A 24,785-nucleotide genomic window follows, 5' to 3' on the forward strand; every position below is an offset into this window, starting at 1 on the left:
GATGGCGGTATCTCGTTGAAGATGCTCTCAATTCAGGGCGACCAGCAACGCCTTGGCGGCGATCAGATCGCGCGTCTCGAAGCCCTCCTCGTACCGTGCGACGAGCGGGGTGAGCAGGGCGCGCGCGTCGCCGGCCTTGCCCGCCCGCCGCCAGATCCGGCTGAGGCTGATCGCCCCGCGGAGCTCCCAGCCGACCGCGCATTGGCGCCGGGACAGATCGAGCGATTTGCGCAAGGTGCTCTCGGCTTCCGCGGCGTTGCCCAACCCGGCGAGGATGTCGGCCTTGATCCGGAGCATTTCCGGCATGTCAAAGGATTCGCCATGATCGGGGACCTGGGCAATGGCCTCATTGATCGTCTGCAGGGCCTCGTCGGGCTGGTTCTGGGAGGCGAGACCCTCCGCAAGCGCCGTCGCAAACACCGTTGTCATGATCCGATGCCGTGTTGCCAAGAGCGTGGCCTGGCTGCGGCGGAGGTGCTCGATGCCCCCGTCAACGTCGCCGCGTCGCAGCAGCAGCTCGCCCTTCTGGCCGATGCCGACCGCGTGATAGGGGCCGAGGAAGTGCCGCGCGGAATGATCGATCAGCCGCTCGATCAGAATTTCGGCGTTGGCCCAGTCGCCGACCCAGAGGAACACGTAGATCGTCCAGATCAGGGAGATGCCGAGCGTGAGCGGCTGTTCGAGCAGTTCGGCCTCGCGCACCGTGTATCGCGCCGCCTCGATCGCACGCCCGGGCCGGCCCGTCAGCCACAGTCCGCGCGCCAGCGCCACCAGGGCGACGATGCGGTCGTCGTAGCCAAGATGCCCGATATTCAGCCGCTGCGAGCCGGGATTATGCACCATCGCGCTCGCGCAGAACTGCACGGCCTTGTCCTGGTTGCCGATCAAATGATGCGCGACACCGAGCATCCATTCCACGTTCAGCGTGCTGGCGGGGTCGTTCAGCTTTCGCGCGACGCTCTCACCCTGCTCGCCGGTGCCGAGCGCACCGTGAAAATCTCCGACCCTGGTCAGGTAGATATGCAATCCGCGCAGCAGCCAGAGCTGCCAGTGCAGGTCCTCGAGCTCCCGGGCAAGCTGGAGACTGCGCGTGAATGCCGTGCGAACCGCTTCGGTATTGCCCTGCGTGAACATCACGGAGACGCCGAGCGCGGCCTGCAGCGTCATCTCCTGGCGGCTGTCGATCGTGTCGGTTTCGAGCGAGGCAAGGGCCTGCTGGGTCCAGCGATAGCACTCCGTCAGCAGGGTCAGCTCGAGGAAGAACTGGGCGGCCGAAGCCGCAAGATCGACCCCGATCGCCCGATCGCCGCCGTCCGAAAAGCTCCAGCTCAGCGCGGCCCGGACATTGGGCAGATGGTCCGCGTAGGGGAGGAAACCGCCCGCGCTCTGCATTCCCGTGGATTTGAGCGCGATGTCGCGCAGGAAATCGCGGAAATATTCGGCATGGGCGCGCGCGACGCGGTCCGTTTCCCCGTTCTCGGCGAGCTTGTCGGCGACGAAGGCGCGGGTGGTGTCGAGCAGGCGATAGCGCAGCCGACGCTCCGCGGGCGAGGTCGCAATCAGCGATTTGGAGAGCAGGTTCGAGATCGCTTCCACCGCCTCGGGCTCGCTGATGTCCTGGCAGGACGCGACGGCCAGCGCGGCCTCCAGCGTGAACGGCCCGACGAACACCGACAATCCGCGCAGCGTCGCGCTTTCGGCCGAGGGCAGCAGATCGTAGCTCCAGGCCAGCGCCGCGCTCAGGGTCTGGTGCCGCGGAATCGCGGTGCGCCGTCCCCGCCACAGCAGCGAGAACCGGCCGTCCAGCAGCGAGGCGGTTCCTGCTATGCCATAGGCGTTGACACGTCCGGCTGCGAGCTCGATCGCGAGCGCAATGCCGTCCAGCCGCCGGCAGATCTCGGCGACCAGCGGGGCATCCTCCTCGCTGAGCTCGAATTCGCTCAGGCTCTCCGCAATGCGTTCCACGAAGAGCTGGCTTGCGGGATAGGCAAGGATATCGGCGATGCCGAGCCCGTCGCGCTGGGGCGGGCAATCCAGCGGAAACAGCCGATGGACGCGCTCACCTTCGGTGCGGAGGGATTCCCGGCTGGTGGCCAGGATATGCAGCCCCGGCGCCTCCAGGACGAGGCGCTCGGCCAGAGGGGCGAGCTCGTCGAGGATGTGCTCGCAGCTGTCGAACACCAGCAGCATCCGCCGGCTGCGCAGGAAGGTCAGCAAGCCCGGCACCGGGTCGTCGGAATTGACGGTGAGGCCGAGCGCGGCCGCGATCGTGCCCGGAACGAGCCTGACATCCGTCAGCGCGCCGAAGTCGACGAAACGCACCTGGCCATCGAAGGCTGCAAGCTCGGCATGCGCGACGGCAAGTGCGACCGACGTCTTGCCAATTCCGCCCGGGCCGACGATTGTGACGAAACGATGCAGCGCAAGCTCGGCGGAAATCTTCGCGACCGCGTCGTCACGCCCGATCATCTTGGCGAGCGGCGCCGGCAGCGAGCGGGGCGAAGCGGCGGGATCGCCGGTCCGGATCTCCGGTGGCGCGGCCCGGAGCAGCGGAGCCGCGAAGCAATAGCCGCGTCCGGGGACGTTGATCACGTAGCGGGAACCTTCGCCGGCATCGCCCGAGGCCTTATCGTTCAAGGCCTTGCGCAACGTCGTGATGTGGAAACGCAGGCTGCCTTCGTCGACATTCACGTCGGCCCAGACGCGCTTGATCAACTCCCGCTTGTCGACGACCTCGCCAGCTCGCTCGGCGAGGCAGATCAGGATATCGAGCGCGCGGCCGCCGAGATGATGCGGAACGCCGTCCTTTTCGAGCAATCGCGATTTTGCGAACAAGCGGAAGGGCCCGAAGGCAATAGCCGAATCCTGCTCGTTGGTGTCTGGCACGGGCGAGTACTTCCGGTGAAAGGACTGAAATCCGCACTTTGAACTACCAGAACGCGCCGTCCAGTAAACTGGCCGAAAGTGGCGAAATCGCGTGGCCCTCGGCCGATTGCATGGAGGCGATCCCGGCAATCTCACCCAAAAGCAGCGATTTTGGGCACGTCCGGGCGAGCTCGGCAGTCCCATTGGCAGCGATCGACCGGGCGCTGACCCGGTGCCTGCACCGTCCTTCATAACAGAATCTTGCAACGTCTAACGAGCTAAACAGGTGCGATGCATCCAGTATGGCCGTCGCGTTAGATCCTATTTCAACGGGGAGGCCATGATGTCCGGTATCGGTGCTCGGCCGAACGACCACGTCGTTCGATCTCAATTCGTCGCCAGTCTCGATGACCAGTCGCGTGATTGGGAGCTCGTGCTGCGGGAGTCCCACCATCGCATGAAGAATACGCTCACTCTGCTCGGTGCGTCAGTTCGCCGCGATTTCACGCGCGCAGGCAGAGGGGATGTGTCGATGGCGGTGGACCGGCTCGAGCGGCGCATCGTTGCCTTCGGCAGGCTCTATCAGCTCCTGTCCGACAATGATGACCCGTCGATGGTGTCCGTCGCGCCCTTCTTCGAAAATCTCTGCGGGGCGCTCTCCGAAGCCGTGCTGGAGCCGGCGGGCATCCGCTGCGAAGCTGCGATCGAAAGCGGCAATTTGCCGGCAGCGCAGTGCCATCGGCTCGCGCTGATGCTGACCGAGCTGGTCACGAATGCGGCAAAACACGCCTTTCCGAACAAATCTGGCGCGCTGATCCGTGTCGATCTGGCCGACCGCCACGGCGCCTGGCTCTGCACGGTGGCCGACAACGGCATCGGCGCCACCGCTCCGCTGCAGGGCACCGGCAGCCGTATCCTCGAAGGGCTCGCACGCAGCATCCACGCGAAGCTGCACGGCGAGGCGGGGCAGGGCGGCACGCGCGTGACCATCGCGGTGCCGGCGGCCGTCTGAAGAATCGTACGTGCTTGCAATCCGCATTTCATCAGGAGCTCGACATGGCCACCATCGACATCGAACGCGACGCCGCGACCAAGCCCTCCAAGTCCCGTAGCGTCGATCTGAAGCTTGAAGTCGTCGTGATCCCGGTGTCTGACGTGGATCGCGCCAAGGCGTTCTACGCACGCCTCGGCTGGCGGCTGGACGCCGATTTCAGCTCGGGCAATGACTGGCGCGTGATCCAGTTCACGCCGCCGGGATCGGCGTGCTCGGTGATCTTCGGCAGGAACGTCACGGCTGCGGCTCCCGGTTCGGCGCGCGGCCTGTATCTGATCGTCTCCGATCTCGACGCCGCCCGAAAGGATCTGCTCGACCGCGGCATCGCGGTCAGCGAGCCGTTCCATGGTGCCGGCGATGTCCATGCCGGTCCCGACGAGCCATATCTGTTCGGCAGCGTTCGCGTCAGCGGCGCCGACCCGAAGCGCGGCAGTTACAGCTCGTTCGCCTCGTTCAGTGATCCCGACGGCAACGGCTGGCTGTTCCAGGAAGTCACCGCACGATTGCCCGGGCGCATCGCGGGCGACGGCACGACGTTCGCCTCGACAGCCGATCTTGCCGCGGCCCTGCGCCGCGCCGCAGTGGCGCATGGCGAGCACGAGAAGCGGACGGGCGGGCATGACGAGAACTGGGCCGATTGGTACGCCGACTACATCGTGCGCGAGCAGGCCGGCCAGACGCTGCCGTCGTGACGCTGCTGCATTCTTCCCTGACGGCGCGCGCACGATGATGTCTTCGTCGCGCGCCGTTTGCATTGTATCGCGCGGCTTCGCAACAAGCATCCATCACTTGCCTCGACTGCGCGGACTCGCAAGGGTTAACGCGCTCTAACAACCCATAACGAGCAAATCGCAAGCGCCTGGGTCAATCTTTCTGCACACGAACCGATGTCGAATTTCAAATTCGGTCAGCGTCGCCGACCAAAGCAAGGGAGATTCAAAATGACCACGCAAGCACGCGCCGACATCCTCAACCCCGATCGCCGTCAATTGCTGGGCCAGGCCGCGATGACCGCGGTCGCCGCCAGCGTCTCGAGCCTGCTGCCGCTGCGTTCCGCAAAGGCGGGAGTGAGCGACGCGATCCGACCGTTCCAGGTCAATGTGCCCGAGGCGGATCTGCTCGATCTCCGCCGCCGTCTCGCCGCGACGCGATGGCCGGACCGGGAAATCGTTGCCGACCAGTCCCAGGGCGTGCAATTGACGACGGTGCAGCAGCTGGTGCGCCACTGGCAGGGCGATTACGACTGGCGCCGGATGGAGGCGCGGCTGAACGCGATGCCGCAATTCGTCACCGGGATCGACGGCGTCGACATCCATTTCATTCACGTCCGCTCCCGGCACGAGAATGCGCTGCCGATGATCGTCACACATGGCTGGCCGGGCTCGATCATCGAGCAGATGAAGATCGTCGGACCGCTGACCGATCCGACCGCGCATGGCGGAACGGCGGCCGACGCGTTCGATCTCGTGATCCCCTCGCTGCCCGGCCACGGCTTCTCCGGTAAGCCGGCGACGCTCGGCTGGGATCCCCAGCGCATTGCGCGGGCCTGGATCGTGCTGATGAAGCGTCTCGGCTACAGCCGTTATGTCGCGCAAGGTGGCGACTGGGGCAATGCCGTCACCGAGCAGATGGCGCTGATCGCCCCGCCGGAGCTGCTCGGCATTCATACCAACATGCCGGCGACCGTCCCTGACGACATCGCCAAGGCGTTGCAGCCCGGCGGGACGCGGCCGTCGAACCTCTCGACCGAGGAGCGCATTGCCTACGACCAACTCGACGATTTCTATAAGCACGGCCTCGGCTATGCCATCGAGATGTCGAACCGGCCGCAGACGCTTGTTGGCCTGGTGGATTCGCCGGCGGGCCTTGCGTCCTGGATGCTCGATCACGATGCGCGCAGCGCCGCGATGATCGCGCGCGTGTTCGACGGCAAGACGGAAGGCCTGACGCGCGACGACGTGGTCGACAACATCACGCTCTACTGGCTCACCAACACCGCGGTGTCGTCGGCGCGACTCTATTGGGAGAACAAGCTGGTGTTCTTCGCGCCCAAGCACGTCAAGATCCCGGTCGCGGTCAGCGTCTTCCCGGACGAGATCTATGCCGCGCCGCGCAGCTGGGCCGAGAAGGCCTATCCGAAGCTGATGCACTACAACCGCCTCGACAAGGGCGGCCACTTCGCGGCCTGGGAGCAGCCCGCATTGTTCACTGCGGAAATGCGCACCGCGTTCCGTCCGCTGCGCCAGTCGATCTGACATCAAGCGACATCAGGAGTGAGACCATGAACCGCCCCGAACGTACTTTCACGACCGACGAGATCCGCCTGGAGCGCCGGCTGCCGACCTACTGGCGAGTCACCTTCGACATGCCGCCGGTCAATATCTTCGGCCCGCGGCATCTTCAGATGCTCAGCGACATCGTCACCGCGATCGAGACCGATCCGGACGTGAAGGTCGTGGTGTTCGACAGCGTCGTCGAAGGCTTCTTCATCACGCATTACGATTTCCTCGCGCCGCTGGAGGAGTCGCTTGCCGTTCCGCCGGGTCCGACGGGCCTGCAGTCGCTGCCTGACACGCTGGTGCGTCTCAGCCGCGCGCCGGTCGTCTCCATCGCCTCGATCCGGGGCCGCGCGACCGGTGTCGGCAGCGAGCTCGCGCTCGCGAGCGACATGCGCTTTGCCAGCCGCGAGAAGGCGATCCTGTCGCAATGGGAGGTCGGTGCGGGCCTCGTGCCCGGCGGCGGACCGATGGCGCGGTTGCCGCGGCTGATGGGCCGTGGCCGCGCGCTCGAAGTGCTGCTCGGCGCCGACGACGTTCATGGCGATCTCGCCGAGCGCTACGGCTATGTGAACCGGTCGATGCCGGATGTCGAGCTCGACGGCTTCGTCGAGGCGCTCGCGATGCGTATCGCGTCTTTCGACAAGGAGGCCCTCGCCGAGACCAAACGCCTTGTCGATGTCGCGAGCCTGCCGCCGGATGTGGAGATCAAGCCGGAATGGGACGCGTTCCTGGCCGCGCTCGGCCGGCCTGCGAGCCAGACCCGCCTCAAGACGCTGATGGCGCGCGGCTTCCATCGCGCCGGCGACGTCGAGAACCGGCTGGGCTTCCACGTCGGACAGATCGGCAGCTGACGGAACCGCAGCGGCGCTCGACCGGTTTTGAACGGGCAGGGGCGCCACGCCGATGTCGCCTTTACCCGGTACGAGCGGCGATCCTCAAACACAAGCCAGGAGAACCATGATGATCCGCAAGGCAACAGCAGTCTGGAAGGGCACCGGTCGCGATGGCACCGGCCATCTCTCGAGCGAATCCGGCGTGCTCGCGCAGACGCCCTATTCGTTCAAGACCCGCTTCGAGAACGAGAAGGGCACCAATCCCGAGGAGTTGATCGCGGCCGCGCATGCGGGTTGCTTTACGATGGCGCTGGCCTTCGGTCTTCAGATGGCCGGCTTCACGCCGGACGAACTCTCGACCGAAGCCGCCGTCACGCTCGAGCCCGAAGGCAAGGGCTTCAAGATCAGCAAGTCGGCGCTCACCCTGCGCGCCAAGGTGCCGAACCTCGACGATGCGGGCTTTGCCAGGATCGCCGGTGAGGCCGAGAAGAACTGCCCGGTCTCGAAGGTGCTCAACGCCGCAATCACGCTCGACGCCAAGCTGGGTTGAGCGATCAGAGGGAATGCTGCCATGTTGCGTCAAGATGTGCCTCGTCAACACCAGCCGGATGAAGACAAGTTCCGGGCGATCTTGCCCGAGGACATCGCATGGCAGCCTTTCCCTGCTTTTCCGCCGGGAGCACGGCTGGCCGTGATGGTCGGCCATCCCAGCGAACGCGGACCCTATGTGGTCCGGGTCAAGGTGCCCGGCGGCACCAGGCTGATGCCGCACAAGCATCCGGAGGACCGCATCTACACGGTCATGTCGGGCGTGTTCTACATCGGGCTCGGCGAGCATTTTGATGGTGACAAGGTCAAGGCCTATCCGCCGGGCAGCGTGATCGTGCTGCCCGGCGAGACCTGGCATTTCCATTGGGCGAAATCAGGCGAATATGTCACGCAGGTCTCGGCCATCGGGCCGCTTGGCCTCGAATATCACGACGACCATGACGATCCGCGCTTGCATCAGGCTGTGGACGAGCGCTGAGTATCTCAACCAAATTGATGGAGCACCAAATGACGACAGAGCGCGCAGTTTTGGCCGGAGGCTGCTTCTGGGGCATGCAGGATCTGATCCGCAAGCAGCCGGGCGTGATCTCCACGCGCGTCGGCTACACCGGCGGGCACGTCAAGAACGCCACTTACCGCAATCACGAAGGCCACGCCGAGGCGATCGAGATCATGTTCGATCCCGCCAAGACCAGCTTCAGGACCATGCTGGAGTTCTTCTTCCAGATCCATGATCCGACCACGCTCAACCGTCAGGGCAATGATCTCGGCACGAGCTACCGCTCGGCGATCTTCTACACGAGCGACGAGCAGAGACGTATTGCCGAGGACACCATTGCCGACGTCGAGGCGTCGGGCCTGTGGCCGGGCAAGGTGGTGACCGAGGTCGCGCCCGCAGCCGAGTTCTGGGAGGCCGAGCCCGAGCATCAGGATTATCTCGAACGTTATCCGGACGGCTACACTTGCCACTTCATCCGGCCCGACTGGAAGCTGCCGCGCCGCGCGGCTGCGGTCCAATAATCGCGAGATCATCATGAAAGACCGGCGCTGTATCGTCTACCTGACGGCAGCGATCCCTAAGTCACGCTTGAAGGTCACGAGGAGGGGGCCATGGCGAACGTCTCCGACACCTTCTACGCGCCCGGCGCGGCACCGATCGCCGCGCAGCTGGCCGGTATCTGCTCAGGAAGCCGGATCGTCGCGGTCATCTGCCGGCGTCGCGATGGCGAGAACGACTCGCGGCTCAATGCGCCGCTGCGCGGAATCCGCAGATCACGTCCACTGCCTTCCGGGCCAGCTCTCTCAGCTCGGCGCGGCGGACGCCGGCGCGGGCCCGGATGGCGATGGTATGCATCGTGGCTGAGGCGAGGATGGCAAGGGCCGCGGGGTCGGCGTCGCGCTTCAACTCGCCCTTGTCCTGAGCGCGACGGAAACGTGCCTCGAAATCGGCATCGATCGCATGCAGTCCCGCCGCAACGCTGCTGCGGATTGCCGCATCTTCTGCCACTTCGGTCACGGCGGTCCCGACCACGAAACAGCCCCGCGTGGTTCCCTTGCCGGAAAAATAGATCGACAGTGCGGCGTCATAGGCCTGCATCAGGGCTTCGTCCAAGGGATGGTCCCCCGCGAGGGCCTCGCGCGTTGCGGCAAGGCTCATCTCCCAATAGCGCGCGAGCGCTTCGAGATAGAGCGCGTGCTTGTTGCCGAACACTGCGTAGAGGCTCGGTGGGCTCATGCCGGTCGCGGCGGCAACCTTGTCCAGGGATGTGCCGGAGTAACCGGTTCTCCAGAACGTCTCCGTGGCCCGCCTGAGGGCGGTCTCTGCGTCATAGGCGGGCGGCCGTCCGCGGCGCGCCGGGCCGGTTACGCTCTTTTTTCGTGCCATATCGCCAAGATCCCGGTTGTGCTGCTTCACAAATATATTTGTATAGATCGTTATAAAAATCAATGGCCGCGCATCTTGATCACCACACCGGAGTACAATATTTGTAACGCTCGTTAGTAAATTAAACGAGGACGAGGACGATGCGTCTGAATATCGCGCCAATCGCCGGCTGGTGGGGCGATCGCAGCTTCCGCGGGAGCGAGGGGGCTGCGCAATTTTTCCGAGCGGACCTTGGCAAGCGGCTGCGGCGCCCCCTGATGCTGGTGGTGCCGGCCATGGCCGCCGTGTTCGGCGCCTTCGTGTATCTGGCGCAGGAACAATATGTTTCGACCGACGATGCGTTCGTGCGTGCCGCCAAGGTGACCATCAACGCGCGGGTGTCGGGCCAGGCGATCGAGATCGCCGTGCGCGATAACGAGCGCGTGCGACGGGGGCAGGTCCTGTTCCGGATCGACCCCGAGCCCTATCAGATTGCGGTCGATCAGGCCGAGGCCCGGCTCGGCAGCGCGCGGCTGCAGATCGACTCCCTCAAGGCGACCTACCGCCAGCAGCAGGCGGAGCTGCAATCGGCCAAGGAATCCGCTTCCTTTGACGAGCGCGAGTTCGATCGCAAGAAGACGCTGGTGGCCTCCGACTTCACGCCGCGCGCGGTCTATGAGCGGGCCGAGACCGATCTCAAGGTCGCCCGCCACCGCATGGCATCGATCGAACAGCAGATCGCCAACACGGTCGTCGCGCTCAACGGCGATCCCGATATCGACGCCGATCGTCATCCGACGGTCCGCGCGGCAAGAGCCCAGCTCGACCGCGCGCGCCTCGATCTCTCCTACGCCACGGTGAGGGCACCCGACGACGGTATCGTGACGAAGGTGGACGACTTGCAGATCGGGGGCTTCGTCAATGCGGGAGCGCCGACGTTCTCGCTGATGTCGAGCCGGGACATCTGGATCGAGGCGAATTTTCGCGAGACCGGCCTGACCCACATGCGTCCGGGCCAGGAGGCGACGATCGACGTCGATGCCTATCCGGATCGCAAGTTCAGGGCGCATATCGTCAGCATGAGCCCCGGTACCGGATCGGACTTCTCGGTCCTGCCGCCGGAAAATGCGACTGGGAACTGGGTCAAGGTGGTCCAGCGGTTGCCGGTGCGCCTCGAGCTCGACGATCTCGATCCGACCCGGCCGCTGTTCTCCGGCATCAGCGTGACGGCGCGGGTCGACACCGGCCATCGCCGCAGCTGGCCGTATCGCTTCCAAAGCGCGCTTGCGACGGAGGTCCAATGAGCACGACCGTCCCATCGACCGCCGCGGCCGGCGACCATCGCGCGATCTCCGCGGCGGCCCTCGTCGCGATCTACATGCAGGCCGTCAACATCTCGATACCGAATGCAGCGTTGCCGCACATTCAGGCGACGCTCTCGATGGCGAATGACGAGGTCGGCTGGGTGTTCTCCTCGTATATCGCGGCGAGTGCCGTGACCATGTCGATCACGCAGTGGCTCGCGGGCCGCCATGGCCGCAAGGTGGTCTATCAGGCGGCCCTCGCCATCTTCACGCTCGGGCTCGTCCTCGACACGCTGGCAACGACGTCGATCCAGTTCGTGCTGGCGCGGATTCTCCAGGGCGCGGCGAGCGGCCCGCTCGCGCCGCTCTCCGTGGCAATCCTGCTCGAGGCGACGCCGCCGGCGCGGCACGCGCGCATGGGCTTGGCATCGACGGTCTGCTCCCTGCTCGGCATCAGCACTGGCCCCGCCATTGGCGGCTGGCTCAGCGAATATTACGGCTGGGCGTCGATCTTCTACGTCAGCCTGCCGATGACGGCCTTCATCTTGCTGACGATGGCCGCGCTGCTGAGCGAGAAGCGGGCCGAGCGAAGCCAGCCGTTCGATTTCTTCGGCCTGACGACCTTTTCCGTCGGCATGATCGGGCTACAGATGCTGCTGGACCGCGGCGAGCGCCTCGAATGGTTCGCCTCGACGGAGATCTGGGTCGAAGCGATCGCCTCGATCCTGGGCTTCTATCTCTTCAGCGTGCACGTGTTGACGACCCGGGAGCATTTTCTCCGCACGGCGCTGTTCAGGGATCGCAATCTCGTCCTCTCGACGGTCATCTCCTTCGCGCTTGGCTTCGTCCTGTTGCCGACACTGGCGTTGACGTCTCCGATGCTGGAGGAATTGCTCAACTATCCCGTCGACACCACGGGCTACATGACCGTTCCGCGTGGTGTGGCGCTGGTGGGAGCGCTGGTGTTGACGAGCCTCGTTCCGGGGCAGGTCGACTACCGGCCGTTCCTCATGGGCGGAATGGCATTGGTGGTCTATGCCAATTGGCTGATGCTCGGCTATTCGCCGGCGATGGATTGGCGGCCGGTCGTCGAAGCCGGTCTTCTCCAGGGTGCGGGTCTCGGCATGGTGTTGCCGGCGCTGGCGAGGGCCTCGTTCGGCACGCTCGATCCGAAACTTCGTCCCGAGGGTAGCGCGCTGATCAACCTGTCGCGCCTTTATGGCAGCACCATCGGCATCGCGGTGGTCCAGCTGTTCTTCTATGCCAACACCCAGGCCGTGCATATCGCGCTCGCCAAGCACCTCACGCCGTTCCGTGTGGCGGCGCTTGGTGCGGGCTCGACCGGGAAGCCTGGCCTTGCCGCGCTCAACGGCATGGTCACGCATCAGGCGGCCACGGTCGCGGTCATCGATCAGTTCGAGATCCTGATGTTCGCCATGCTCGTCGTGATCCCGCTCGTGTTCCTTCTCCGCAAGCCGCGTCCCGCCGGCTGACGCCGGAGGGTCGTGAAATGACGTTGTATCCGCAACCTCGATCGCTTCGTCCGCATCGCGCGGCTGGCAGTCAACAAGGAGTATCCCATGACGACCTCCGATTCGCTTCGTGACACGAAGATTCCCACCCATGAGGCCGTGACGATTCCAGCAGTCGGATTTGGCACGCTCATTCCCGATCCGCTGGTGACGAGGCAGGCCACCAGGGCCGCATTGGAGGCCGGATTTCGACATCTCGATTGTGCGGAGCGCTATCGCAACGAAGCGGCCGTCGGCAACGCGATGCAGGACGCGTTCAGAGCGGGCACGCTTCGGCGTCAGGACCTGTTCGTGACGACGAAGCTGTGGAACACCAATCATCGGCCGGAGCGGGTCAAGCCTGCCTTCGACGCCAGCCGCCGGCGGCTGCAAGTCGACGACATCGACTGCTATATCATCCATACGCCCTTTGCCTTTCAGCCCGGCGACGAGCAGGACCCGCGCGACGCAAGCGGTCGGGTCATCTATGATTCAGGTGTGACGCTGGCGGAGACATGGGGAGCGCTGGAGCGCCTTGTCGACGAGGGGCAATGCAAGTCGATCGGCCTGTCGGACATTACCCTGGAGAAGCTGCGCGAGATCGTCGCCGTGGCTCGGATCAGGCCCGCCATGGTGCAGGTCGAATCGCATCCGTATCTTCCCGAACGGGAGTTGCTCGATTTTTGCCGCGAGCACGGAATTGTCCTGCAAGCGTTTGCCGCGCTGGGACACGCCATGGAGCCGAACCTCCTGGCCGACCCGGTGATCACCGCCATCGCGGAACGCCTGAACAAGACGCCGGCCCAGGTTGCGCTGGCATGGGCTGTCCAGCGCGGCACGGCGTTCCTGACGACCTCGACCAATCCTCGGCGCATCCAGGAGAACTTCGATATTTCGACGCTGCCTGAAGACGCCATGCGGCAGATGCGAGACGGGATCACGACGAACATTCGCTTCAATTCGGTTGTGGAGACCGGCGTACCCGGATTCATTCCGCGGGCTGGATGAATCGCCTCTCGCGGACCGGTCAGGTCCGCAGTCGCTCGCTCAAATCGCGTGCGCTTCCGAGATCGGCGATGGCTGCGCCCTCGGCGAACGGCTCGCATGCACGTTCCAGAATTGCCAAGGCTTCTGCAGTCTGACCAGCCTCGCTGATCAACCGCGCGAGACTGGTCGCGCATCGCAGCTCCCAGAAGCGCGCGCCCTGCTGGGCGGCTATGCCCATCGCGTCGCGAAAGTGCGCCTCGGCGTGCTCCGAATGCCGCGCGCTTCTCTGCATCAGCTCTCCCTTGATGCGGAGGAGTTCCGGCAAATACCAGAGTTCCTGCCGGTCGTTGCAACGGGCCAGGACGTCCTCGATCACGTCGAGGCCGCGATCGACCTGGTCGGCCTCGAGGAAACAGGCCGCGAGCTCGGCGAGCAAAGGCAGAAAGCGCGGCAGGAAGCGCGCGTCGCCGGCACGATTGAGCTCTTCGCGCAGCAGCGGCAGGCCCGTCGCGATGTCGCCGCGCCTCGCCATGACCGCGGCGTTGAAGGCCCGTGCCCACAGGCCCCACGGCCGGATGGCGTGGCGCTCGGTGTGTTCGAGCAGCTCGGCGCCGTGACGCTCGGCGGCATCGAAATCGCCGGACCAGAACGCGATCGGGCAGGCGGCCTGTCCCAGCACGCTGCAGAAGGTCAGCGCATGGCCGTTGGCACGGCCTTCCTCGATGTTGTTGGCGGCCAGCGCCTGGGCCTGATCGGCGAGGCCCTGAAGCCAGAGGATGCGGGCCCGGAAATATTGCGTCGATATCCTGAGGTCGAGCGGGAAGATTTTCGGCTTCGTGACCAGCACATGCAGCGAGGCGTTCACCCGATCGATATGCTGCCGCGCCTCGTTCTGGCTGCCCAGATAGTGCAGCGCGACCGCCATCAGGCGGTCACCCAGCATGAGATCGGTGTCGTCGGATGAATTCGCCGCGGCGTTCGCAAAGCGGTCGGCGAGTGCACGGGCCTTGCCGAACTGACCGTTGTTGAACTGGTCGATGCACAGGCCCCAGAGCGCGCGCAGCCGGAAATCCTTGTCGTCGAGGCTCTCGGCCAGCTCGAGGGTCGTCTCGAGGATCGGGCGCGCCTCGCGCGCGCGGCCCTCGCCATACATCAGCGACCAGCCGAGCGCCGACAGCAGCTGCATGCGGATGCGGTCGTTGCCGCCGTCGTCGCCGAGGGCCGCCAGTGCCGTCCGGCAGCGCTCACGGCATTCGGCGAACAGCGACAGACGCACCCACAAGGGCACCGCGGTCGCCGTCAGCGCGATGCCGAGCCTCGCATCGCCGCCTGCCGCGAAGGCCCAGTCCAGTGCCGCGCGCACATTGTCCAGCTCGCCGCCATAGGTGCTCAGCCATTCCGGCAGCGGCGTCGAAATGTCGGTCCCCGCGCGCTCGAGGAGGTCGCGAAAATGCTCCGCATGGCGCCGCGCGAACTGCCTGCTTTCGCCGAGCTCGTTCAGCTTGCCGAGCGCGTAGGTGCGCGTGGTGTCGAGCAGGCGATAGCGCAGCGCCCGCGAACCGGATGGCGAGATCAGCGATTTGGTGACCAGGCTGTCGATCGCCTCCAGCGTCTCGGACGTGCTGAGACCGTCGCCGGAGGCGACCGCGGCGGCGGCCTCGGGCGCGAACGGGCCGGCGAACACCGATAGTCGTCGCAGCGTCGCGCTTTCCGCCGGAGGCAGCAGGTCGTAGCTCCAGTCGAGTGCCGCGGCGAGGGTCTGGTGCCGCGGGACGGCCGTGCGTCGTCCCCGCCATTGCAGCGAAAAGCGGCTGTCGAGCAGGGAGGCCGTGCCGGCGATGCCATACGCATTGACGCGGCCCGCCGCGAGCTCGATCGCCAGCGCAATGCCGTCGAGGCGCCGGCAGATGCTGGCGACGAGCGGCGCCTCTTCGGCGCTGAGCTGGAACGGACCCGAGCTCTGCGCGATGCGCTCGACGAAGAGCTGCGCGGCCGGGTAGGCGAGAACCTCGGCGGCTTCGAGGCCTTCGCGCTCGGGCGGACAATCCAGCGGGAACAACCGGAAAATCCGCTCGCCTTCGCTTCGGAACGACTCGCGGCTGGTCGCGAGAACACGAAGCTGCGGCGCTTCGCGAACGATGCGCTCGACGAACGGTGCCAGATTGTCCAGCACATGCTCGCAACTGTCGAAGATCAGCAAGGACGGCCCGGTCTTCAGATATGTCAGGATGGCCGGCGTCGGATCCTCCGAGCTGACGGTCAGTCCGAGGACGGAGGCGATGGTGGTCGTGACATGGCTGGCATCGCGCAGCGGACTGAAATCGACGAAGAAGACGCGACCGCCGAAATCCGCCGAGCGGCGATGCCCGACCGTGACGGCGACGGCCGTCTTGCCGATGCCGCCCGGGCCGACCACGGTCATGAAGCGATGGAGGGCAAGGCCGTTCGAAATCTTCTCGATCACCTCCTCGCGTCCGACCATCTTCGCAAGCTGAGCGGGCAGGGCGCGGGGAGGGGTGATCTCGGCGGAGGCTGGCGCGACCTGCGGGGCCGCTTGCGCGAACGAGGCGACGAAGCAATAGCCGCGGCCCGGCACATTGAGGACATAACGGGCCGACTTGCCGGTATCGCCGAGCACCTTGCGCAACGCAGCGACGTGGAAGCGCAGGCTGCCCTCGTCGACATTGACGTCGGCCCAGATGCGCTTGACCAGCTCTCTCTTGTCGATGACTTCCCCGGGGCGCTCGGCCAGCACGATCAGAATATCGAGCGCGCGGCCGCCGACATGAAGCGGCGCCCCCTCCTTCTCCAACAGCCGGGACTTTGGAAACAGCCGAAAGGGTCCGAATGAAACGACCGAGTCTTGGTTATTATCAGCTGGCACGTGCCATTGCCCCCGCAACGGGAGTCAAAAAGGTATCCTGTTCTGATCTAGCAGAACGAGACGTCCAGTAAACTGGCCGAAAGCCGCATGGCTGGCAGACCTGCGCGGATGGCTTGGATCGCTCCAGCCCACCCGAATAATGCTTGAAACGGAAGGGGTTAGCTCGCCATGGTCGGAGCCGCGTCCTTTGTGACGACGCGCGCGGACAGCGTGACGAGGCCCATCAGCCCAGCCAGCAGCCAGAATGCCATGGGCAATCCCCCAAGACGCGCGACGAAGCCGACGCCGGCAGGGCCGATCAGGATCCCTGCATAGCCTGCGGTCGTGATCGCCGCGACCGCGAGCCCCGTCGGCATCACCGTTTGCCGAGCCGCCCGGCGGAACAGCACCGGCACGAGGTTGGACGCGCCGAGCCCGATCAGCAGGAATCCGGCGATGGCGACCGCCGCAACGGGCGCCGTGAGCAGGACCACAAAACCGCCGATCGCGATCAGGCTGCCCCAGAGCAAGGTTGTGCGGTCCCCGATGCGCGCGACGACGGCATCGCCGCCGAGCCGCCCCACCGTCATCGCGATCGAGAACACGATATAGCCCATTCCCCCCTGTGCCTCGGGGACGAGGCCCGCGCCAATCACGAGCAGCGCGCCCCAATCGAGCATGGCGCCCTCGACCAGGAAGGTGATGGCGCCGAGCAGCGCCAGCAGCAGCACCGATCCGTGCGGCAGCACGAACAGCGGGCCCTCCTGCACCTGTGCCGAACGCAGCAGGCGCGGCCAGGTCACGACCATCGCGATCAGCATCAGGACGGAGCAGATCAGCGTGCAGGCGAGCGTGCCGAATTGCAGCGAGAGCAGCGCCGTCATCAACGCCGATCCGGCGAAGCCGCCGATGCTGAACAGCGCGTGGAAGCCGGACATCAGCGGGCGTCCCGCGGCGCGCTCCACCTCCACGGCGTGGATGTTCATGGCGACGTCGATCGAGCCGAGCGCGGCGCCGAAGGCGAACAGTGCCAGCGCCAGCGTGGCGGGCGCGCTTGCGACCGCGAGCAGGGGCAGCACCAGCGCCAGACCGAAGCCGCCCGCAACGATGATCGGCCTGCTGCCATGGCGCGCGCTCATGATTCCGGTCAGCAGCATCGCGACGACCGAGCCGATGCCGAGGCTGAGCAGGAGCAGCCCGAGCACGCCGTCATCGACGCCGAGCCGCGTCTTCGCGAACGGCACCAGCGGCGCCCAGCACGCGATGCCGAAGCCCGCGACGAGGAAGGCGAGCCGGGTTGCAAGGCGGGTCGCCGGCCGGTCGGCAGAAGACATGGGAACTCGCGGGAGAAGCTGGGCAGGACGATCGACAAGCCCGAGGAATGCCGCGCCTTTATGACGGGGGCGTGCTCGAATTGTCGCGGCCGGCGCCCGAGAGCTGCAAGCGGACGCGCAGGCCGTTTGGCGCGTTGTCGAGCAGCTGCAGCGTTCCGTCATGCGCGGTCACGATCGCCTGTGCGATCGACAGGCCGAGGCCAAATCCGGCCGTCTCGTCCATGGTCCGGGCGTCCTCACCGCGCACGAAGGGTTCCAGCATCGCCGCCTTCCTTTCGTCGGGGATGCCCGGTCCATTGTCGGACACGTCGATGACGAGCCGATCCCCCGACGCCAACAGCGTGACCTCGACTTCGGTTCCGAAGCGCGTTGCGTTCTGCACGAGGTTGGTGATCGCGCGGATGATCTCGTCCGATCGCAGGATGAAGGCGGCCCTGTCCGGGCCGGAATAGCTCACGGCGTGGCCGGAATCGGAGAACTGCTCGCAGACCATCTGAAGCAGCGCGGCGACGTCGACCAGCGTCGGCTTGACCGGGCTTTCGCTGCGCAACAGGGAGAGCACCGATTCCAGCATCGACTGCATCTGGTCGAGGTCGCGGACGGTCTGGGTGCGTTGCGCCGGATCCTCGATATATTCCGAACGCAGCCGGAGCCGCGTGATCGGCGTGCGCAGATCATGGCTGATGGCGGCAAGCATTCGCGTCCGGTCGTTCATCAGCGCGCTGATGCGCTCGCGCATCCGGTTCAGCGCCCTGGCCGCGGACCTGATCTCCTCCGGCCCGTTTTCCGGCAGCGGCGGCGAGGACCGGCTCAGGCTGAAATTCTCCGCCGCACGCGCAAATGCCGACAGCGGCGAGGACAGTGCGCGGCCGGCCCAGATGCCGAGCAGCGTGACGCTCGCCACCAGGAACAGCAGCGTCGAGGTCCAGAGGCCGCTGACGAAGGCCGGCATCCTGGGCGACCCGATCGTGGCTTCGAGCACGTCGTCGCTGGCAAGATAGAACCAGACCCGATCCTCCTGCGCGCCGGAGCCGGCGATGAACTCGGCCCGGCCCCCAAGCGCGGACGGAATGGGGAGCGACGTTCGCGCCGGCAGCGGCGCAACGGACGTAGAGACGCCGTCCCGCAATTGCAGCTTGAGCGCCGGAAAGGTCCGGCTGATGCTATCGAGAACGAGAGCGCGCTCCGCCTTGGGCGTATTGCTGATGATCCGCGCGATCAGCTCGAATTGCTCGATCGGGGTGTTGGCCAGCAGATTCGGCCGGTTGAGCAGGAAATATCCGGCGATCAGCACATGGATCAGGACCAGCGACACCAGCACCAGCGCCGCGATCTGGCCGCTGATCCGCCGGAAGCTGAACAGCGCCAGGATGTCGGTGGCGCGGCTCATGCTTCCTCCACCACCGGCGTGAAGACGTAACCGCCGGTGCGCACGGTCTTGATCACGGACGTCTCTTCCGTGCGGTCGAGCTTGCGGCGCAGCCGGCTGACCAGCACGTCGATGCTGCGGCCGAAGCTGCTGCCGGGACGGCCGCGCGTCACGCTCAGGAGATTGTCGCGGGTGAGGATGCGGCCGGCGCGTTCGCAGAAGGCCTGCAGCAGATCGAACTCGGCGCTGGTCAGCGGCACCTGCGCGCCCTCGGGGTCGCGCAACTCCCGCAAGCGAAGGTCGACGGTCCAGCCGTGGAACTTGAGGCGCGCTGCGGCGGAGCTGATCGTACGCCCGCTCGATTGCCGGCGCAGCACGGCGCTGATCCTGGCAACGAGTTCGCGCGGATTGAACGGTTTCGGCAGATAGTCGTCGGCCCCCATCTCGAGGCCGAGGATGCGATCGAGATCCTCGCCCTTCGCCGTGAGGATGATGATCGGCGTCATGGATTCCATGCGCACGCGGCGGCACAGGCTGAGGCCGTCCTCCCCCGGCAGCATCAGGTCGAGCACGATCAGGTCGACCTTGTTCTGCGCCAGATACCGGTCCATCTCCTTGCCGTTCGTGACCGCGCCGACCGCAAACGAGTGCTCGCCGAGGTAACGCGAGATGAGGTCGCGGGTCTGCTGGTCGTCTTCGACGATCAGGATGTTTTGCGTGCCATTGGTCATGACGGGTACCGCATCGGGAATTCCGATCGTTGGCCGATTGGCGGACGATTGTCTCGTCCGAAGAACTACGGTCATGGTGCAATCCTAGAATCAGTCACGGCTCAAAGCCACCACGGGATCGAGGAAGGCGGCGCGGCGGGCCGGGAAGAAGCCGAAGGCGACCCCGATCCCGGTCGAGGTCAGGAATGCCGCGCCGATCGAGTACATCGAATAGGTGACCTGGAAGCCCGGCATCGCGATGTTGATCGCCATGCCGAGCAGGATCGCGATCAGGATGCCGGCGATGCCGCCGATGGACGAGATCAGCGTCGCCTCAACCAGGAATTGCTGCAGGATGTCGCTGCGCCGCGCGCCGACCGCCATGCGCACGCCGATCTCGCCGATCCGCTCCGACACCGAGACCAGCATGATGTTCATCACGCCGATGCCGCCGACGACCAGCGAGATCACCGCGATCGCGGCCACCAGGAAGGCGAGCGTCTGCGTCGTGCTGGTGATGGTGCGGCGGATGTCGTCGGTGTTGAGGATGACGAAATCCTTGGTATTGTGCCGCTGCGTCAGCAGCGTGGTCACGGCGTCCTGCGCCAGGTTGGTCGAGACCGCGTCGCTGATCCGCAGCAGGATGCTGCGCAGGGCGCGATCGCCGGTGAACTGCGCCTGCACGGTGGTGTAGGGCAGGTACACCGACAGGTTCTGGTTGGAGCCGAATCCGCCCTGCTGCTGGGCGATGACGCCGACGATACGGCACGGCACCTTGCCGAGCCAGATCACGCGGCCGATGCCGGAGGTCTGGTCGTCGGCGAAGAACGTCTTGCGGGTGTTGTCGTCGATGACGGCCTGCCGCTCGATGTTGCGCACCGCATCGGCGTCGAACAGGCGTCCTTTCGCGAGCTTGGCGCCCTTGACCTGGAAATAGCTTTCTCCGACGCCGTTGACCAGCACGTTGGACTCGCTGCCGCGATAGCGCACCGTCGTGCTGGTCGAGACCGTCGGGGTAACCCCGGCGATGAAGTCCTGCCGGTCGAGCGCGCGGGCATCGCCGAGCACGAGGGTCTTGATCTTGCCGGCGCGCGCGTCGCCGAAGTCCTTGCCCGGAAACACCTCGATCGTGTTGGTGCCGAGGTTCGAGATGTCCGACAGCACCTTGCGCTGGGAAGCGTTGCCGAGCGCGACCACGGACGACACGGCGGCGATGCCGATGATGATGCCGAGCATGGTGAGGAAGGCGCGCAGCCGATGCGCGGCCATCGCCACCAGCGCCATCCGCGACGCCTCCCGCAGGCGTCCCAATCCGCCGCTCCAGCCGGTGCCGCCGGCCGAAGCCGCCCGCGGCGCTGCGGCAGCCGCTTCCGGTACGCCGGCGGCTTGCGTGCGGCGGTCGTCGACGATCCGGCCGTCCCGCAATTCGATGATGCGATCGGCCCGGGCGGCGACATCGGCATCGTGGGTGACGATGATGATCGTCCGCCCCTCGCGATGCAGTTCCTTCAGGATCTTCAGCACTTCCTCGCCGCTGCGCCGGTCGAGCGCGCCGGTCGGCTCGTCCGCCAGGATGACCTCCGCGCCGTTGATCAGCGCACGTGCGATCGAGACGCGCTGCTGCTGGCCGCCGGAGAGCTGGTTCGGGCGATGACCGCCCCTCGTGCCGACGCCGAGCCGCTCGAGCAGCCCATTCGCGCGCGCGCGTCGTTCGCGCGTACTGACGCCGGCATAGACGGCGGGGATCTCGACATTCGCGGTGGCGGAGAGGTCGCCAAGCAGGTGGTAGCGCTGGAAGATGAAGCCGAAATGCTCACGCCGCAGCGCCGCCAGTTGGTCGGCATCGAGCTCGGCGACGTTCTTGCCGGCGACGCGATAGGTGCCGGATGTCGGGCGGTCGAGACAGCCGAGGATGTTGAGCAGTGTCGATTTGCCCGATCCGGACGATCCGATGATCGCCACCATCTCGCCGGGCTGAATGCCCAGCGAGAGGTCGTCGAGCGCGACCACGCTGGTGTCTCCGGTCGCGAATTCCCGCCGGACGTTCTCCAGCGCGATGATCGGATCGGCCATGTCAGAGACCTCCGGGCGGGCCACCCGGCGCGCCGCGCGAGGCGGTCTGCTCGCTCGCCTCTCCGGTGACGACCCGCTCGCCCTCGTCGAGACCGGACCTGATCTCCACGATGGTGCGATCGTTGAGGCCGGTCTTGACCTCGCGCTCGCTGACGTCACCGGACGCGCTGAGGGTGCGGACGGTGCTGCGGCCGTCGGATTTGCGCATTACGGCCAGCGCGGGGATCACCTTCACGCGCTTGGCCTCGCCGGTGACGATGTGAATCTCGGCGGTCATGTAGGTCCGCAGCGCATAGTCCTTGTTCGGGACGTTGAAGACGCCGATGTAGTAGATCGCCGTGCTGGTCGAGCTCGACGAACTCGAGCTCGAGCTGGACGAGGACGTGGTGGTCGAGGAGAAGCTGGCGTCGGTCTTGATCGACTCGGGGGCCGGCTCGATCTGCTCCAGCCGGGCCTCGTAGCGATGGTCCTGGTCGCCGAGGATGGTGAAGTACAGCGATTGTCCCGGCTTGACCTTGACGATGTCGGTCTCGGAGATCTCCGCCCGCACCGTCATGGTCTCGAGCTGGCCCAGCACCACGATGGTCGGCGCGGACTGCACCGCGTTGACCGTCTGTCCTTCCTGCGCCACCGTGGCGAGGACCGTGCCGTCGATCGGCGCGGTGATGCGGGTGTATTCGAGGTTCACGCGCGCGGTCTCGACGCTGGCTTCCGCCCCCACGATCAGGGCTTCGAGGGCGGCGATCTGGGCGCGGGTCTGCCGCACGGTGGAATCCGCGCTGTCGAAATCGCTGCGCGATGTGGCGTGCTGCGCCAATGTCGCCTGCTGGCGCGCGAGGTTGGCTTCGGCCAGCACCAGCGCGGCCTCCTTCTCGGCCTTCTGCGCCCGGTAGTTCTTGAGCGACGCCTCGGAGCTGCGCAGATCGTTCTGCTTGGTGACGGGGTCGATCTGGGCGATGACGTCGCCGGCCTTGACCGTATCGCCGACGCGAACGTTGAGGGCGGTGATCCGGCCCGACACCTGGGCGCCGACCGCGGTCAGTCGCGCCGGCTTCAGCGTGCCGCTCGCGAGCACCTCCTCGCGCAGATCGCTGACGGTGACCGGCGCCGTGATGTAGGACTGCGCCTTGTTCGACGTCCCCGGAAAGCGCATGGCCGCGACGACGCCGGTCGTCACGACGGCGACGATTGCCGCGGCGATCTTCAGTCGCTTGGCGGTGATGATATCAGTCACTTCACCGTCTCCCGGACGTGCGGTCCCGTGTTGGTGTCCACGATGATTGGCGTCGAAATGTCGACCGGATCGGACCAGCCCCCGCCGAGCGCCTTGGCGAGGGAAATGTAGTCCTTGACCGCCGACACCTTGCTCTGGATCAGCGAATCCTCGGCCGAGTAGAGCGAGCGTTCGGCGTCCAGCACGTCGATGAAGCTGGCGCTGCCGGTCTCGAACAGCGACCGCGACAATCTTGCAGCCTCGCGGTAGTTCTTCGCGGCTTCCGCGAGCTTGGTCGCGCGGATGCAATCCTGCGACAGCGACACCAGTGCGTTCTCGACGTCCTCGAAGGCGGTGAGCACGGTCGAATGGAACGTCGCGAACGCCTGGTCGCGTTGCGCCTCCGCGATCCTGACGGTGGCGAGGCGCTTGCCTGCGTCGAACACCGGCACCGTGACGGATGGCCCGACCGACCAGCTCACGCTGGAATATTTGGCGAGGTCGCCGGCGCGCAGCGCCGATGTGCCGACCGACCCGGTCAGCGACACCGCCGGATAGCGGTCGGCTTCGGCCGCGCCGATCTTGGCGGTGGCCTGCGCGAGCTTGCGCTCGGCGCTGGCAACATCGGGACGGTTCATCAAGAGATCCGCGGGCAGGCCCGTGGGCAGCGGCATGCGCGGCGCCGGCACGGGTGCGGATTTCGCCATCAGCGCAGCGACGCCGTCCGGCGGCCGTCCGAGCAGGATGCCGAGACGGTGAATGTCGGCGGCAAGCGCGGCCTGATAGGTCGGCACGTTCGCTTCCGTGCTGGCGGCCTGTGCGGTGGCCTTGGCGAGATCGACGGCGTTGCCGCTGCCGGCGTCGTACTTGCTGCGGGTGAGCTTTTCGGTGTCGCGTTGCGAGGTCGATGTGCGCTGCGCCAGCGCGATCCGGGCCTGATAGCCGCGCGCCTCGACGTAATAGGCGGCGACATCGCCGATCAACGTGACGAGGCTGTCGCGCAAATCCTCTTCGGCGGATTGCTCGCCGCGCAGCGCCGCCTCGATGCTCCGCTGCGTGCCGCCGAACAGGTCGAGCTCCCAGCTCGAATCGAAGCTCGCCTGGTGCAGCGTGTAGGGTGAAGTGTCGACCACGGTCGAGGCGGAGCCGGCGCTGCTCTTGTTGTCGGTCACCGAGGCCGAGCCGCTCACCGAAGGAAACAGGCCGGCGCTGGTCTGTTGAACCGTTGCGCGTGCCTCGCGCACGACCGCCTTGGCCTTGGCAACGCTCGGATTGGCGTCGATGGCCTGCTCGATCAGACGGTTGAGCAAGGGATCGCGCAGGCGCAGCCACCAGCGGTCCAGCGTGCCGGCCTGCCGGCGCGACGCCGGTCTGGCGCTCCAGTGCGCGGGCATGTCGAGCTTCGGCGGTCCGGCATAGTCCGGGCCGACGGCGCAGCCGGCCAACATCGCGCCCAACATCAATGCGGCGCAGGCCGATCCGGCGCGCGAGAAGGCAGCGCGCAACGGGGGCGACGTCGGGCGATGGTTCTGCTCTAGGGCTGGCGTGGGAACGGTGGCGAACACGCGTAACGGCATCAAATCGGCTGAGATCCATGGCCTTGCCGGGGGCGGGCGATGCCCGTGGCCCTCGGAATGGGTAGTCGGAACCGGGTCCATTAGCCGCCCGATCGTGGCCTTTCGGCAGCCTGAACGTTGCTGAATGTAAACAGATGTTGCGCGGCATCTCGGCGCCCCGCCGCCGCAGGGCGTCAGGTCCCTGTTTCGCCGCCGCGTCAAGCCCTTCGCGCCAAAATATTCCACTTTACCGAAATTCGGTTTTGTCGTATGTGTCGCTCATCCCGGCTCATCCAAGAGGGGCGACTTGTGGTCGTCATGTTCGCGAGCCGGGCTTGCGGTGGACGCGGCAGCGTCGGCATGAGAGGTGCGGGCAGGGCGGGTAGTCCCTGTGAGCCCGAGGCCGCGTGCGGACGAACGG

General features: G+C 66.1%; 19 protein-coding genes. 10 read left to right on the forward strand and 9 right to left on the reverse strand.

Annotated elements, in window-relative coordinates; translation table 11 throughout:
- Positions 1 to 27: 27 nt before the first annotated feature.
- Entirely contained in the window at positions 28 to 2,886 is a 2,859-nt protein-coding gene (locus UNPF46_RS29775) for an ATP-binding protein (RefSeq protein WP_142252367.1), read from the reverse strand.
- Positions 2,887 to 3,208: 322 nt separating this feature from the next.
- Between UNPF46_RS29775 and UNPF46_RS29780 the strand changes: the two genes are divergently transcribed.
- The 7 genes from UNPF46_RS29780 (at position 3,209) to msrA (ending at position 8,600) form a co-directional block, all read left to right on the forward strand.
- Positions 3,209 to 3,877, forward strand: coding sequence for a sensor histidine kinase (locus UNPF46_RS29780; protein WP_100181340.1), 669 nt, complete (start codon positions 3,209 to 3,211; stop codon positions 3,875 to 3,877).
- A 44-nt stretch (positions 3,878 to 3,921) separates the two neighbouring features.
- Positions 3,922 to 4,611 carry a VOC family protein gene (locus UNPF46_RS29785; RefSeq protein WP_142252368.1) on the forward strand — a complete coding sequence of 230 codons (690 nt, stop codon included), beginning with the start codon at positions 3,922 to 3,924 and terminating at the stop codon, positions 4,609 to 4,611.
- Positions 4,612 to 4,860: 249 nt separating this feature from the next.
- A complete protein-coding gene (locus UNPF46_RS29790; RefSeq protein ID WP_142252369.1) occupies positions 4,861 to 6,174 on the forward strand; it encodes an epoxide hydrolase family protein in 1,314 nt (437 codons plus the stop codon).
- A gap of 26 nt (positions 6,175 to 6,200) precedes the next feature.
- Positions 6,201 to 7,049 (forward strand): enoyl-CoA hydratase/isomerase family protein, encoded by an 849-nt coding sequence (locus UNPF46_RS29795; protein WP_142252370.1) that lies wholly within the window; start codon positions 6,201 to 6,203, stop codon positions 7,047 to 7,049.
- A 109-nt stretch (positions 7,050 to 7,158) separates the two neighbouring features.
- Positions 7,159 to 7,581, forward strand: a complete 423-nt coding sequence (locus UNPF46_RS29800; protein WP_142252389.1) for an OsmC family protein — start codon at positions 7,159 to 7,161, stop codon at positions 7,579 to 7,581.
- Between the two features lie 21 nt (positions 7,582 to 7,602).
- Complete coding sequence (locus UNPF46_RS29805; protein WP_181770172.1) at positions 7,603 to 8,058, forward strand: cupin domain-containing protein; 456 nt, start codon at positions 7,603 to 7,605, stop codon at positions 8,056 to 8,058.
- A gap of 29 nt (positions 8,059 to 8,087) precedes the next feature.
- On the forward strand, positions 8,088 to 8,600 hold the full coding sequence (msrA, locus tag UNPF46_RS29810; RefSeq protein WP_142252371.1) for a peptide-methionine (S)-S-oxide reductase MsrA: 513 nt from the start codon (positions 8,088 to 8,090) through the stop codon (positions 8,598 to 8,600).
- Positions 8,601 to 8,823: 223 nt separating this feature from the next.
- Here msrA and UNPF46_RS29815 read toward each other — a convergent pair whose 3' ends face one another.
- The gene (locus UNPF46_RS29815; RefSeq protein ID WP_142252372.1) at positions 8,824 to 9,495 is read right to left on the reverse strand and encodes a TetR/AcrR family transcriptional regulator; all 672 of its coding nucleotides are present in this window, start codon (positions 9,493 to 9,495) and stop codon (positions 8,824 to 8,826) included.
- Between the two features lie 110 nt (positions 9,496 to 9,605).
- Between UNPF46_RS29815 and UNPF46_RS29820 the strand changes: the two genes are divergently transcribed.
- From UNPF46_RS29820 to UNPF46_RS29830, 3 genes are all read left to right on the forward strand, one after another.
- Positions 9,606 to 10,748 carry an HlyD family secretion protein gene (locus tag UNPF46_RS29820; RefSeq protein WP_142252373.1) on the forward strand — a complete coding sequence of 381 codons (1,143 nt, stop codon included), beginning with the start codon at positions 9,606 to 9,608 and terminating at the stop codon, positions 10,746 to 10,748.
- Complete coding sequence (locus UNPF46_RS29825) at positions 10,745 to 12,241, forward strand: MDR family MFS transporter (protein ID WP_142252374.1); 1,497 nt, start codon at positions 10,745 to 10,747, stop codon at positions 12,239 to 12,241. The genes UNPF46_RS29820 and UNPF46_RS29825 overlap by 4 nt, the downstream gene beginning before the upstream one ends.
- 87 nt (positions 12,242 to 12,328) lie before the next feature.
- Positions 12,329 to 13,267, forward strand: coding sequence for an aldo/keto reductase (locus UNPF46_RS29830; protein ID WP_142252375.1), 939 nt, complete (start codon positions 12,329 to 12,331; stop codon positions 13,265 to 13,267).
- 19 nt (positions 13,268 to 13,286) lie between these two features.
- On the opposite strand, the gene UNPF46_RS29835 is transcribed toward UNPF46_RS29830, so the two are convergent.
- From UNPF46_RS29835 to UNPF46_RS29865, 7 genes are all read right to left on the reverse strand, one after another.
- Positions 13,287 to 16,130 carry an ATP-binding protein gene (locus UNPF46_RS29835; protein ID WP_142252376.1) on the reverse strand — a complete coding sequence of 948 codons (2,844 nt, stop codon included), beginning with the start codon at positions 16,128 to 16,130 and terminating at the stop codon, positions 13,287 to 13,289.
- 158 nt (positions 16,131 to 16,288) lie between these two features.
- The gene (locus UNPF46_RS29840) at positions 16,289 to 17,443 is read right to left on the reverse strand and encodes an MFS transporter (RefSeq protein WP_142252377.1); all 1,155 of its coding nucleotides are present in this window, start codon (positions 17,441 to 17,443) and stop codon (positions 16,289 to 16,291) included.
- A gap of 58 nt (positions 17,444 to 17,501) precedes the next feature.
- A complete protein-coding gene (locus tag UNPF46_RS29845; protein ID WP_142252378.1) occupies positions 17,502 to 18,833 on the reverse strand; it encodes an ATP-binding protein in 1,332 nt (443 codons plus the stop codon).
- Positions 18,830 to 19,543, reverse strand: a complete 714-nt coding sequence (locus UNPF46_RS29850) for a response regulator (protein WP_142252391.1) — start codon at positions 19,541 to 19,543, stop codon at positions 18,830 to 18,832. The genes UNPF46_RS29845 and UNPF46_RS29850 overlap by 4 nt, the downstream gene beginning before the upstream one ends.
- A gap of 90 nt (positions 19,544 to 19,633) precedes the next feature.
- Positions 19,634 to 21,595 carry a MacB family efflux pump subunit gene (locus tag UNPF46_RS29855; protein ID WP_142252379.1) on the reverse strand — a complete coding sequence of 654 codons (1,962 nt, stop codon included), beginning with the start codon at positions 21,593 to 21,595 and terminating at the stop codon, positions 19,634 to 19,636.
- Between the two features lies 1 nt (position 21,596).
- A complete protein-coding gene (locus UNPF46_RS29860) occupies positions 21,597 to 22,829 on the reverse strand; it encodes an efflux RND transporter periplasmic adaptor subunit (protein ID WP_181770173.1) in 1,233 nt (410 codons plus the stop codon).
- Entirely contained in the window at positions 22,826 to 24,256 is a 1,431-nt protein-coding gene (locus UNPF46_RS29865; protein ID WP_246668758.1) for an efflux transporter outer membrane subunit, read from the reverse strand. The genes UNPF46_RS29860 and UNPF46_RS29865 overlap by 4 nt, the downstream gene beginning before the upstream one ends.
- Positions 24,257 to 24,785 lie beyond the last annotated feature (529 nt).

This window comes from Bradyrhizobium sp. UNPF46 (assembly GCF_006658625.1).
GTDB classification, from domain to species: domain Bacteria; phylum Pseudomonadota; class Alphaproteobacteria; order Rhizobiales; family Xanthobacteraceae; genus Bradyrhizobium; species Bradyrhizobium nitroreducens.

What these genes read in the sequence shown, in the direction of transcription:
- UNPF46_RS29780 (WP_100181340.1), top strand. Translation starts at nt 3,209, where the DNA reads ATGTCCGGTATCGGTGCTCGGCCGAACGACCACGTCGTTCGATCTCAA.
- UNPF46_RS29785 (WP_142252368.1), top strand. Translation starts at nt 3,922, where the DNA reads ATGGCCACCATCGACATCGAACGCGACGCCGCGACCAAGCCCTCCAAG.
- UNPF46_RS29790 (WP_142252369.1), top strand. Translation starts at nt 4,861, where the DNA reads ATGACCACGCAAGCACGCGCCGACATCCTCAACCCCGATCGCCGTCAA.
- UNPF46_RS29795 (WP_142252370.1), top strand. Translation starts at nt 6,201, where the DNA reads ATGAACCGCCCCGAACGTACTTTCACGACCGACGAGATCCGCCTGGAG.
- UNPF46_RS29800 (WP_142252389.1), top strand. Translation starts at nt 7,159, where the DNA reads ATGATCCGCAAGGCAACAGCAGTCTGGAAGGGCACCGGTCGCGATGGC.
- UNPF46_RS29805 (WP_181770172.1), top strand. Translation starts at nt 7,603, where the DNA reads ATGTTGCGTCAAGATGTGCCTCGTCAACACCAGCCGGATGAAGACAAG.
- msrA (WP_142252371.1), top strand. Translation starts at nt 8,088, where the DNA reads ATGACGACAGAGCGCGCAGTTTTGGCCGGAGGCTGCTTCTGGGGCATG.
- UNPF46_RS29820 (WP_142252373.1), top strand. Translation starts at nt 9,606, where the DNA reads ATGCGTCTGAATATCGCGCCAATCGCCGGCTGGTGGGGCGATCGCAGC.
- UNPF46_RS29825 (WP_142252374.1), top strand. Translation starts at nt 10,745, where the DNA reads ATGAGCACGACCGTCCCATCGACCGCCGCGGCCGGCGACCATCGCGCG.
- UNPF46_RS29830 (WP_142252375.1), top strand. Translation starts at nt 12,329, where the DNA reads ATGACGACCTCCGATTCGCTTCGTGACACGAAGATTCCCACCCATGAG.
- UNPF46_RS29840 (WP_142252377.1), bottom strand. Translation starts at nt 17,443, where the DNA reads ATGTCTTCTGCCGACCGGCCGGCGACCCGCCTTGCAACCCGGCTCGCC.
- UNPF46_RS29845 (WP_142252378.1), bottom strand. Translation starts at nt 18,833, where the DNA reads ATGAGCCGCGCCACCGACATCCTGGCGCTGTTCAGCTTCCGGCGGATC.
- UNPF46_RS29850 (WP_142252391.1), bottom strand. Translation starts at nt 19,543, where the DNA reads ATGACCAATGGCACGCAAAACATCCTGATCGTCGAAGACGACCAGCAG.
- UNPF46_RS29855 (WP_142252379.1), bottom strand. Translation starts at nt 21,595, where the DNA reads ATGGCCGATCCGATCATCGCGCTGGAGAACGTCCGGCGGGAATTCGCG.
- UNPF46_RS29865 (WP_246668758.1), bottom strand. Translation starts at nt 24,256, where the DNA reads ATGTTGGCCGGCTGCGCCGTCGGCCCGGACTATGCCGGACCGCCGAAG.